The organism is Pedobacter sp. SAFR-022 (genome assembly GCF_051965375.1).
Classification (GTDB): Bacteria; Bacteroidota; Bacteroidia; order Sphingobacteriales; family Sphingobacteriaceae; genus Pedobacter.
The window spans coordinates 88,054-101,158 of record NZ_JBQCME010000005.1; the positions used below are offsets into that span (position 1 = coordinate 88,054).

The following is a 13,105-nucleotide window of genomic DNA, read 5'->3' on the forward strand; positions in this document are numbered from 1 at the left end:
AATTCCTTAAAATACCCTCGGGCAAATTAATGCCCTCGGGACTTTCCCAAAAGCCAGCGCCATGGTAATTTCATGTGAACCGTTCAGGCTACTTCCCAGATCGCTTGTCACATAGTCATAAGAATATCCAATTCTGAACCGCTCGGTAATAAAAATCTGTGCAATACCGGAAACCGAGTTATCCTTACTTAATCCCTTAAAGTCTTTCTTCCACAAACTCATGCCTGTCCTATAGGAAGCGCCAATCCAGATCCGGTCATTAAAGATCATCATCGCATTTAAATCCGCACTCGTAGGTCCTCTGAAATCTTCTTTCAACAAAATACTGGGGCGGATCCTTAAACCCTGGGATAAGTTAATTAATCCTCCTGCCATAAAATAGGCATGGCGGCTCCTGTCGATATTCAAGTCTGTTTGTGAAGGATCGACTACATCGTTCACCCGGGAAAAAACATTCATCACAGACAGGCCAAGGTATAAATAGTTCGAATTATAGAAAGCGCCAACCCTGAAATCCGGAACAAAGGAATTTTCCCTTCCTGTTGGCAGTGCCTGGTCATTATCATCAATGGTGTTCAATAGATCTCCTCTTAAGGTGTATTGAGCCATGCCCGCGGCAATCCCAAAGCTTAGTCTTCTATTGTCCTGAGGGTCTAGCTGCAGCCGGTAAGCATAGTTCAATGTTGCAGTCGTCACAGATTGGGGACCTAGTTTATCAGCGGCAATCTGGACGCCGAGTCCCATCTTTCGATCCCTCGGATCAAGGATACCATCTAAAGACACCGTTCCGGTTTGTGGTGCGCCTTCTACACCGACCCATTGTTTACGCAAGCCCATCTGTGCAAACCACTCTTCTTTGTAGCCCGCATATGCCGGATTTACACTTAAGCTGTTAAATATGTACTGGCTGAATTGGATCGTCTGCTGGGCACTGCTTTCCCGGGCAATGCCGAGTAAAAAGCTGATAGTGGCCAGAATAAGTTTTATATGTTTCATTAAATTACCTTTTAATCAATACCCAACTGCGTCGCGACTCCAGCACAGTTCCTTTCTTAAGTCTTAGTAGATAGTAATAGGTTCCTTCATTCAGGTTGGACCCATCCCATTCATTTTTGTAGTTATTACTCCGGTAAACCTCATCTCCCCACCTGTTGTAAATAGAAAGTTCTATGTTGTCATAGTTTTCTCTGCCCTTTATTTCGAACCTATCATTCTTTCCATCTCCATTTGGGGTGAATGTATTTGGAATTTCAAGGTCTGGTGGCGTGATCTGGATCAACACAAGGGCCTCGTTCGAAGACACGCCAATGGAGTCTTTAATCTGGTACTTAAAACGATCCGTCCCGATGTAACCTTTGTCAGGAGTATAGGTCACCCGTCCATCACTTCCTGGATCGATAGTGCCATATGACGGTCGACCGGTAATAATCAAAGTAGATCTATCCAGCGGGAATAGCTTAGCGATATCATTTTCAACAAGGGGGATTTCAAGCTTCACATCGCTTTTTGTAGAGCCGACATCATCATTCGCGACTGGCGGTACTACAAACGCTACCACAGTCGGTTCATCATCATTTTGGGTTAACCCGGATATATCGCTGACCTTTGCATTAATTGCGGTAACCGCAGTTACGATTGCAGTATTGATCACCTGACCATCAATTTTTTCTGCTGTAGAAATTGTATAACGTGCTGTAGTGGTCGTCGAAGCTCCTGGCACCAGTGAATTTACTGTTAAAGGCAATCCGGTTGAAGACAGCTTTTCATCCCTAAGATTTAAATTATACAGCGTCACATTTCCGGTATTCGTTACCTTGAATGAGTAAAGGATTGTTCTAAGGTCTGCGTTTAAAACACCTGTCTTCACCAATGTTATAGCCGGGTGGTTTCCAATCTGCGTAATTGTCGGATTGTCATCCTGAACTGTTGCGCCCGAAACATCACTTACCTGATCTCCTGCAGGCGTGATTGCTTTTACAACGGCAGTATTACTTATCAGTCCTTTATCAATTTCAGTTTGCGACAATCGATATTCTTTCTGCATTTCCATAGACGCAGCCGGAAGCAGAGTGCGTTCTTTTAACACCAACAAGCCACCGAGAAGCGGATCTGTCAACACCAAATCGCGTAGGGTAACGTTGCCCGTATTTCTAAGGTTAAACGTATAGTTGATTGAAGTTCCGGTTTTGTTTAGAATTCCGGTTTTTACCAGTGCTATGCCTGCTACTTGCTTTATCGGAAATATTGTAGGATCATCAGGAATTGGAGTTGAAGGATCATCGGACAGGGTAACTACATTATGATCTTGCGGGTCTCTCCATATTGCTTTTGCCTGGTTGGTGACCTTACCCTCGTCAAGATCTGATTGTGTAAGGATATGGCTTGCGTCAATTGTGAATACCTCGTTCGGCGCTAATGACGAGATTGAAGTTCTCGATAACTTTGCATTATCATCGTTAACCAAAATATTAGTTATAGGAACATGACCCGTATTGGTAAGAACCAGTTTGTAGTTAAGTACCTCTCCCGGTTGTTTGGGCAGATTCCCGGAAATTTCCTTGCTAAATTTTAGCGCAGCATTATTATCTATAATGGTTCCGGTAGCACTTGAGGCGGTTGACCCAACTATTCCAGACACAAGTTGTTTGTATACAATGCTGAAAGTTTCATCCGATTCAAGCAAGTCATCAACAACCGTTGGAACAATCAAAAAGCCTGCAGTTTCACCAGCTTTAATTATAATTGTAACTTCAGAACCTTTATAATCGGAGTCACCTGCGGTTCCCTTTAATAGCTGGTATATTAACTTCAGATCGGTTGAACTTGGATTACTCAGGGCAACCGGGAATGCCACCGGACTGCCTTCAATCGCATTTGCATCAGACAGCGTGATTGCAGGCGCGTTAGCATCTTTAATTAAAGTCTCTACATTTGATTCACCGAGTACCGCCCGGCCCCTCAGGTTAGATAAACTAACTTTGTAAGATTCATCTGGCTCCCCGATTTTGTCATTAATCGTCTGGACGCTGAAGATCTGTGTTGCACCGGTAACAGCGCCTGCTGCAAAGCTTAACTGCCCACTCGAACTTGTATAATCAGCACCAGCTATTGCTGAGCCATCTACAGTTCTATAGTGCAGCGACAAAGCATCCTGGATACTTACTCCAACCGCACCGGTCAGTGTTACCGTATAGCTGGCCAGTGCTCCTTCCGTAATTGTTGCAGGACCAGAAAGCACAACACGTATCTCGTCATTATCAGTAATCGTCGTAATAATCTCGGCGGTTTCTGTCGTTACAGGAGAAAGTCCAACAACATCACTGATGCTTGCAGTATAAGACTCTGGTGATTCTACCACCTTGTCATCAAGCGTCTGCACCGTGAAAGTCTGGGTCGCACCACGAACGGATCCTGCTGCAAAGTTTAGCTTGCAATCGCAAGTGACGTAATCAACTCCAGCCTTTGCTGAGCCGTCGGTAGATTTATAGTTTAATGATACAGATTCCTGAATACCATCAGCATCCCCCGTCAGGGTTGCTGTGTAAGTAACCGATCCCCCTTCGTTTACTGTTACCGGACCACTAAGCACAATGCGCATTTCATCATTATCCGTAATCGTGGTAATAACCTCAGCTGTTCCCAGGCTGACTCCCATTCCAATGAAGTTGCCACTAATGTTTGCAGTATAGTTTTCTGCTGGTTCAACAATTCTATCATCAGTAGTCTGAACAGTGAAGGTTAGTTGGTTACCCTTAACTGCACCCGCAGCGAAAGTCAGCTTGCTGTTGGAACTGGTATAATCGCCACCAGCCTTTGCGGTGCCATCAACAATTTTGTAGTCTACCGAAATTTCATCCTGGATCCCATTAGCTGTACCCGTCAGGGTTGCTGTATATTTAGCCACCCCGCCTTCGGTAACTGTTGGTTCACCACTAAGCACAATTTGCATCGCATCATTGTCAGTGATGGTCGTAACAACTTCAGCGGTGCCTATCGTTACAGCAGAAAGCCCTCCTACATTGCTGATACTTGCAGTATAGGTTTCTGCTGGCTCTACCAATTTATCGTCGGTCGTCTGAACAGTGAAACTTAGCTTAGAATCCCTTGCTGCGCCAGGAGGGAAAGTCAACTTGCCACTTAATCTGCTGTAGTCAACACCAGCCTTTGCTGTACCATCAGTATTTTTATACTCAACCGATATCTCGTCCTGAATACCTTCAGCAGGACCCGTCAGCGTTGCGATGTAAGTTACTTCATTCCCTTCAGCAATAGTAGATGCTCCGCTAAGCACAATTTGCATCGCATCATTGTCTGTAATTTCGGTAACAACTTCTGCAGTTTCAATCGTCACAGACGAAGCGCCCGCAAAACCGCTGATGCTTGCGATATATCTTTCTGCAGGCTCTACCAATTTGTCGTCGGTGGTCTGAACCGTAAAAGTTTGCTTTGCCCCTTTAACTGCACCTGCAGCAAAGGTCAGCTTGCCGCTTAGACTGGTATAGTCAGCACCAGCTTTTGCTGAGCCATCGGCAGTCTTATACACTACCGATATCTCATCCTGGATCCCGTCAGCTGTACCCGTCAGGGTTGCTGTATAGATTACTTCTTTACCTTCAGCAATAGTAGATGCTCCGCTAAGCACAATCTGCATCGCATCATTGTCTATAATCTCAGTAACAACTTCTGCCGTTTCTATCGTTACCCCTGGAATTCCCCTAACACCGCTGATACTTCCGGTATACCTTTCTGCTTGCTCTACAATCTTGTCATCAATAGTCTTAACCGTAAAGGTTTGTAGGTCACCTTTAACTGCGCCAGCAGGAAAAGTCAGCTTTCCACTTAAGCTGCTGTAGTCAGCACCGGCTTTTGCTGAGCCATCAGTAGTTTTAAAGTCTACTGATATCTCGTCCTGAATCCCATCGGCAGTACCAGTCAGGGTTGCTGTGTAAATAACAGCTGTACCTTCTGCAACTGCCTTTGCTCCAGTAAGGATGATCTGCATTTCATCATTGTCTGTAATTTCGGCAACAACTTCTGCTGTTCCTATCGTTACAGACGAAGGTCCCGAAACACCGCTGATACTTACGGTATACCTTTCTGCAGGCTCGACCAATTTATCATCAGTGGTCTGAATTGTAAAAGTTTGCTTGGCACCCTTAACTGCGCCTGCAGCAAAGGTCAGCTTGCCACTGGAACTGGTATAATCAGCACTAGCTTTTGCAGAGCCATCAACAGTCTTATACTCCACTGATACCTCATCCTGGATCCCATCAGCAGCACCCGTCAGGGTTGCTGTATACTTAGCCAACCCGCCTTCGGTAACTGTTGATTCACCACTAAGCACAATTTGCATCGCGTCATTGTCGGTAATGGTTGTAACAACTTCAGCTGTTTCTATCGTTACAGCTGAAAGGCCCACTACATTGCTGATACTTGCAGTATAGGCTTCTGCTGGCTCTACCAATTTATCATCAGTAGTCTGAACAGTAAATGTCTGATAGGCACCCTTAACTGCACCTGCAGGAAAAGTAAGCTTGCCGCTTAAACCGGTATAATCAAGACCCGCCTTTGCTGAGCCATCAACAGTCTTATACCCCACTGACACTTCATCCTGAATACCTTCAGCAGTACCCGTCAGAGTTGCTGTATATTTAACCAACCCGCCTTCAGGTACTGCCCCGCCGCCACTAAGCACAATTTGCATCGCATCGTTATCGGTAATTTCTGTGGTAACCTCAGCGGTGCCCAAACTTAATCCGAGACCAATGAAGCTGCCGCTTATGCTTGCAGTATACTTTTCTACTGGTTCTACCACTTTATCATCGGTGGTCTTAACCGTAAATGTTTGTTGAGCACCGTTAACTGCGCCGGCAGGAAAAGTCAGCTTGCCACTGGAACTAATATAATCTGCACCAGCCTTTGCTGAGCCATCAACAGTACTATAGTCTAACGACACTTCGTCCTGAATACCTTCAGCAGTACCCATCAGGGTTGCTGTATATTTAACCAACCCGCCTTCAGGTACTGCCCCTTCGCCACTAAGCACAATTTGCATCGCATCATTGTCTGTGATGGTCGTAACAACTTCAGTTGCTTCTATCGTTACAGATGAAAGCCCTCCTACATTGCTGATACTTGCAGTATAGGTTTCTGCTGGCTCTACCAATTTATCATCAGTGGTCTGAATTGTAAAAGTTTGCTTGGCACCCTTAACTGCGCCTGCAGCAAAGGTCAGCTTGCCACTGGAACTGGTATAATCAGCACTAGCTTTTGCAGAGCCATCAACAGTCTTATACTCCACTGATACCTCATCCTGGATCCCATCAGCAGCACCCGTCAGGGTTGCTGTATACTTAGCCAACCCGCCTTCGGTAACTGTTGATTCACCACTAAGCACAATTTGCATCGCGTCATTGTCGGTAATGGTTGTAACAACTTCAGCTGTTTCTATCGTTACAGCTGAAAGGCCCACTACATTGCTGATACTTGCAGTATAGGCTTCTGCTGGCTCTACCAATTTATCATCAGTAGTCTGAACAGTAAATGTCTGATAGGCACCCTTAACTGCGCCGGCAGCAAAAGTCAGCTTGCCACTGGAGCTGGTAAAATCAACTCCAGCTTTTGCTGTGCCATCAATAGTTTTAAAATCTAATGATATCTCGTCCTGAATCTTATCAGCAGTACCCACCAGGGTTGCTGTGTAAATAACTTCATTTCCTTCCGCGACAGTAGTTGCTCCACTAAGTACAATCTGCATTTCATCATTGTCTGTAATGGTTGTAACAACATCAGGTGTTTCAATCGTTACCCCCGGAAGTCCAACAACACCGCTGATAATTGCGGTATAACTTTCTGCAGGTTCTACAATCTTGTCATCAGTAGTCTGGACGGTAAAGGTCAATTTGGATCCCTTCGCTGCACCTGCTGCAAAGGTCAGCTTGCCGCTGGAACTGGTATAATCAGCACCAGCGTTTGCTGTGCCATCAGTAGTTTTAAAGTCTACGGATATCTCGTCCTGAATCTTATCGGCAGTACCCATCAGGGTTGCTGTGTAAATAACAGCTGTACCTTCTGCAACTGTCTTTGCTCCAGTAAGGATGATCTGCATTTCATCATTGTCTGTAATTTCGGTAACAACTTCTGCAGTTTCTATCGTTACCGCCGGAAGTCCAACAACACCGCCGATGACAGCTATATAGTTTTCTGCAGGCTCTACCAGTTTATCGTCGGTGATCTGAACAGTGAAGGTTAGTTGAGCACCCTTAACTGCACCGGCAGCGAAAGTCAGCTTGCCACTGGAACTGGTATAATCAGCACCAGCTTTTGCTGAGCCATCAACAGCCTTATAATCTACTGAAACTTCGTCCTGAATACCATCAGCCGTACCCGTTAGCATTGCTGTGTAAGTAACAGCTGTTCCTTCTGCAACTGCCTTTGCGCCACTAAGCACAATTTGCATTGCATCATTGTCAGTAATGGTCGTAACAACTTCTGCAGTTTCTATCGTTACAGATGAAAATCCTACAGCATTGCTGATAACAGCTGTATAGTTTTCTGCTGGCTCTACCAATTTATCATCAGTGGTCTGAACCGTAAAAGTTTGCTTTGCCCCTTTAAGTGCACCTGCAGCAAAGGTCAGCTTGCCGCTGGAACTAATAAAGTCAGCACCGGCTTTTGCTGAGCCATCAACGGTCTTATAGTCTACTGAAACTTCGTCCTGAATACCATCGGCTGTACCGGTCAGAGTTGCTGTGTATTTAGCCAACCCGCCTTCGGTTACTGTTGATTCACCACTAAGCACAATTTGCATTGCATCATTGTCAGTAATGGTCGTAACAACTTCAGCTGTTTCTATTGTTACCGCTGAAAGTCCTACAGCATTGCTGATAACCGCTGTATAGATTTCTGCTGGCTCTACAACTTTGTCATCAAGCGTCTGAACCGTAACGGTTTGTTGAGCACCCTTAACTGCACCAGCGGGAAAATTAAGCTTGCCACTTGAACTGATAAAATCTAGACCCGCCTTTGCTGAGCCATCTGTAGTTTTATACTCTATTGAAATTTCATCCTGAATCCCATCGGCAGTACCAACCAGGGTTGCCGTGTAAGTAACGGCTGTCCCTTCAGCAACTGTTGCCAGCCCACTAAGCACAATGCGCATTTCATCATTATCGGTAATTTCAGTAGTAACCTCAGCGGTGCCCAACCTTACTCCGCCAGCGAGGAAACTGCCGCTTATACTTGCAGTATAGCTCTCAGTCGGTTCTACAAGTTTATCGTCGGTTGTCTGAACAGTGAAACTTAGCTCGGTTCCCCTAATTGCGCCGGCAGCAAAAGTCAGCCTGCCGCTAGAATTAGTATAATCAACTCCAGCTTTTGCTGAGCCACCAACAGTCTTATAGTCTACTGAAACTTCGTCCTGAATACCATCGGCAGTACCGGTCAGAGTTGCTGTGTATTTAGCCAACCCGCCTTCGGTTACTGTTGATTCACCACTAAGCACAATTTGCATTGCATCGTTGTCAGTAATGGCCGTAACAACTTCAGCTGTTTCTATCGTTACCGCTGAAAGTCCTACAGCATTGCTGATAACCGCCGTATAGGTTTCTGCTGGCTCTACCAGCTTATCATCAGTAGTCTGAACTGTAAAAGTCTGTTCGGCACCCTTAACTGCGCCAGCAGCAAAGGTCAGCTTGCCGCTGGAACTGGTATAGTCAGCACCAGCTTTTGCAGAGCCATCAACAGTCTTATAGTCTACCGAAACTTCGTCCTGAATACCTTCAGCAGTACCTGTCAGGGTTGCCGTGTAAGTAACAGCTGTACCTTCTGCAACTGCCTTTGCTCCACTAAGCACAATATGCATTTCATCATTATCTGTAATTTCGGTAACAACTTCTGCTGTTTCAATCGTTACAGACGAAGGTCCCACAACACCGCTAATAACCGCTGTATAGGTTTCTGCTAGCTCTACCAATTTATCATCAGTGGTCTGAACCGTAATAGTTTGCTTTGCCCCTTTAACTGCACCTGCAGCAAAGGTCAGCTGGCCACTGGAATTGGAATAATCAAAACCAGCCTTCGCTGTGCCATCAGTAGTCTTAAAGCCCACGGACACTTCATCCTGAATACCCTCAGCAGTGCCCGTCAGGGTTGCTGTGTAAGTAACAGCTGTTCCTTCTGCAACTGCCATTGCTCCACTAAGCACAATGTGCATTTCATCATCGTCCTTGATAGTCGTAACAACTCCGGAATTGACTAAGGTAACGCCACCTGTGGGAGAACTCAAGGTTGCAGTGTAATCTTCCAAACTTTCAACAATAGCATCATCCTTGATCCCTACTTCAAAAAATTCTGCTTTCCCTACTGACGCTCCGGCAGGAAAGGTGATAACTGTAGGCGTAAAATCATAATCAGAAACCTTTGCAGTTCCAGCGGTTATCCCAGTCTCCAGGCTAATTGGAAATGATGTAACCAAACCAGCAGGCCCATTTAGAGTAATGGTATACTTAACCAACCCGTCTTTCTCCGAAACGGATGTCAAGCCGGATAGGGTGACACTCAAAACTTCAAAAGTAATAGTGATTGTACCCGTATTTAAACTTTCATACCCGGCGTTGTCAATAAGTTTATACGCGATCATGGTTTCAACTCGTCCGTCATCTGGATCTACCTGAACTCGGAGCGATTTATAGTCCACTTTGATACCTTCTGATGGGAATGTCGCCTTGGTATAGGTCGTGCCGTTGGCAACGAGTGAGTTCAGGTGCTCTGGAAAGGAAGTTATGTGTACAAACTCAATGGTACCGTCGTCAGTGCCGGAAAAGCTTGCCGCCGGAACTTCAACAGCGTTAGTCCCTCCAGGATTCTGCAACCTTATGGAAGCGGGGTTCAAATCTACTTTGGGCCGCTCCTGCACACCAAAATCAGCACTAACAGCATTTATAGAAATAGTCGGTACTTTCCGAACCGATATATCATCTATACCCAGATCATTTCCACAGCCACCCGGGGCAGTATTGGTAAGGAAAAAGTCAACCTCCGTATTGTTTGAAGTATTAAAGTCGAAAGTGTATTCAATCCATTTCGCGTTCGCAGCATAGGCAACTACACCGGTGGCTCCAGAGCGTAGAATCTCTAAACTGGACGCACTTTCGATGCTATATTTGATGTTCGGAAACACAAAACCGCCTCTTGTTCCTGAACAATAATCATAATCGGCCTTGCTATTGACATTTATGGCCCAGAACTTAAGCTGGTAAGCCTGATTTGGCAATAAGCCGCTAACCTTCCTTCGATAAAATTCTATAGGCCTTGTGTCTGCATTTACAAGCAGGAAACGTCCGTCACCTGGTGTTGTATGATCGGAAACATTCTGCCATGAATTAGAGCCTTGCTGCGCATTGCTTGCAATGGTATAAAAGCCGTCCTCGACCTTGGAATTATTTGCCAGGTTCGGAACTTTATAAGTGTAGGTCGTAATACCTGTCCCAAGCGCCGGCCCAATTCCTTCCCCAACACCGAAATCCTCAACAAATACGAGCTCCGTGGCATTTACGCTGTTTGTTTTCAACAACAGCCCGCCATCCGGCATATTGTCTGAAGAACCGCTAAATCCTTCAGAGGTGTTCACCCACCCAGTGGGCAAACTTGATGTCGAAGAGCCCGAGGGATTCTGATGTAGCACCAGTTGATAGAAGCCCCCTGGTTGATTTTCAAAACGAAATTTTTGGTCAGCGGAGACAGGCTTTGTAGCCATGATTGTTTTGACCTGGTCAAGTAAACTCACGTAAACTGGTGCAAATAAGGGCTTAGTGGAAGTATTATTCGTTAATGCGTCAGTAAATCCATTAACATCGTGATAAACATTTCCAGCAATGGTATAAACTGGAGAAACAAATTTGGTGGATACATTGTTGGTCAGATCCGATTCTATTTCCGCACCGGAAATGTTAGCAACATTGGTATAGGAGTCATTGCTTAATACCTGAACCTGAATTCGCAGGTTTCGCCTACTTGAAACAGCCATATCGCCGATGTTCCAGATACCGGTTGTATGAACATAACCAGTACCTTCCAGCGTTGAAATATATTTGAAGCCTATGGGCAACAAATCATTTACCGTAACCTTCGTAGCATTTTGAGAACCCGTGTTCTGTGCGATCAGCATCAGCGTGATTACGTCGCCGATCTTCGGATTTACTTCACTAAAACTTTGATCGATCTGTAAGTTAGATTGAGCATTCGCGGACTTACCAGAAGCAAATGCAAGCAGAAAAACAGAAATAAATATTAAACGAGAAAATTTTTGAAAGCCACGAAACCAGTTGATGTGAAGCAAACAGGTGCTTACAAGAGCGCTAAGGTCCAAGTACTTAAATTCAATTGTTAAATAATATTTAACAAAAGTAATCTAAATTTCGATCGCACTTACCGAACAGCCCAAAAATTTTTCATTAACAACTGTGCCAAAACAGATTAAATAGGCATTATCAATATAAAAACCGCTCTCCAAGGCAACAGAATTAGGATTTTAAAAATTACGAGCGTTGATAAACTAAAAACTAAATGTGTAGATTTTCCCCAATGAATGCGAGACAGCGAATAAACCTCTACATTTTACCACATCAGGCTCAACCATCACTACAATCTATAATCAACCTCGCTCCGGTCTAGAAAAGCTTTGATATCATACACTATTGATTTGTCCTTTTTCAATTCTGACAGTTTAAGCGATTTAAAAATATCATGTCCAACCGCCAGAATTATGGTGTCAAACCGATCCGAAGAGATCGCTTCAAATTGGTTGTAGGACAGTACACCATATTCCGACATCACTTCCTCAGGCTTTGCCCATGGATCATAAACAGTAACCTTGGTATCGTAAGTCTCAAGCTCGTTAATGATATCGATTACTTTGGTATTTCGGACATCGGGGCAGTTCTCCTTAAATGTGAAGCCTAAGATCAGGATTCGGGAAGCTTTCACCTGTATATCATTTTTGATCATCAGCTTGATCACCTCCCCTGCGATGTAATTGCTCATATCGTCATTCAGGCGCCGCCCGGCCAGAATGATCTCCGGATGGTAGCCTAATTCCTGCGCCTTTTGCGCCAGGTAATAAGGATCCACGCCAATGCAGTGCCCACCGACCAATCCGGGATAGAATTTCAGGAAGTTCCATTTCGTACCGGCAGCCTCTAAGACATCGTGGGTATCAATCCCCATGCGGTTAAAGATCTTGCTCAGCTCATTCACAAAAGCGATATTGATGTCCCGTTGTGAATTCTCAATCACCTTTGCGGCTTCTGCCACCTTGATGCTGCTGGCTTTATGGGTGCCGGCAGTCACAATGGAACGGTAAAGGGCATCCACATAATCCGCTACTTCTGGAGTGGAACCGGAGGTCACCTTCAAAATATTCGTGATGGTCCGTATCTTGTCCCCTGGATTGATGCGCTCAGGGGAATAACCTACAAAAAAGTCTTCATTATACTTCAACTGGCTTAAACGCTCCAGAATAGGCACACATTCCTCTTCTGTAACGCCAGGATAAACCGTCGACTCATAGATCACCAGATCACCTTTCTTCAATACGCTTCCCGCCATCTCACTAGCCTTGTACAATATGCGCAGGTCTGGACGATTGTTTTTGTCCGCTGGAGTAGGCACCGTCACGATATAGATGCTACATGCCCGGATCTCGTCCAGCGCGTTGGTAAAAACCAGTCCGCCACCTGTTGTATCCTTAGCCATGACCTGCCTTAAAGCATGTTCCTCCACCTGCTGTGTCTGATCATTAGCCCTATTCAGATGATCAATTCGCGCAGGATTGATGTCGAAGCCCATAACGGGATACTTTTCAGCGAGGGCCACGGCCAGTGGCAAGCCTACATAGCCAAGGCCTATAACAGCGATGCGGGTGGCATCAGTTAGCACAGCAATCGGTTCTTTCATTTGCGTTCAAATATAAGGGCTATCTACAGAATAGAACTCCGGCTAAACAGAATATAATTTAGCAGCGTAAATGCCGGGGGCTTGAAACGCCCTCAAGCCGCCCTCGAACCGGCCTCGAACCGGGGTTGAAACGCCCCCTCACCGGATCAAA

3 protein-coding genes are annotated in these 13,105 nt (G+C 45.2%); all 3 read right to left on the reverse strand.

Translation table 11 applies throughout. The features are described 5' to 3' along the window. Positions 1–6 precede the first annotated feature (6 nt). The 3 genes from ACTHQF_RS13070 to ACTHQF_RS13080 all read right to left on the reverse strand — a co-directional run bounded on the left by ACTHQF_RS13070 (position 7) and on the right by ACTHQF_RS13080 (position 12,954). Entirely contained in the window at positions 7–996 is a 990-nt protein-coding gene (locus ACTHQF_RS13070) for a PorP/SprF family type IX secretion system membrane protein (protein ID WP_440430673.1), read from the reverse strand. 4 nt (positions 997–1,000) lie between these two features. Continuing rightward, complete coding sequence (locus ACTHQF_RS13075; RefSeq protein ID WP_440430675.1) at positions 1,001–11,368, reverse strand: Calx-beta domain-containing protein; 10,368 nt, start codon at positions 11,366–11,368, stop codon at positions 1,001–1,003. Positions 11,369–11,640: 272 nt separating this feature from the next. Further along, positions 11,641–12,954, reverse strand: coding sequence for a nucleotide sugar dehydrogenase (locus tag ACTHQF_RS13080; protein WP_440430677.1), 1,314 nt, complete (start codon positions 12,952–12,954; stop codon positions 11,641–11,643). Positions 12,955–13,105: the final 151 nt, after the last annotated feature.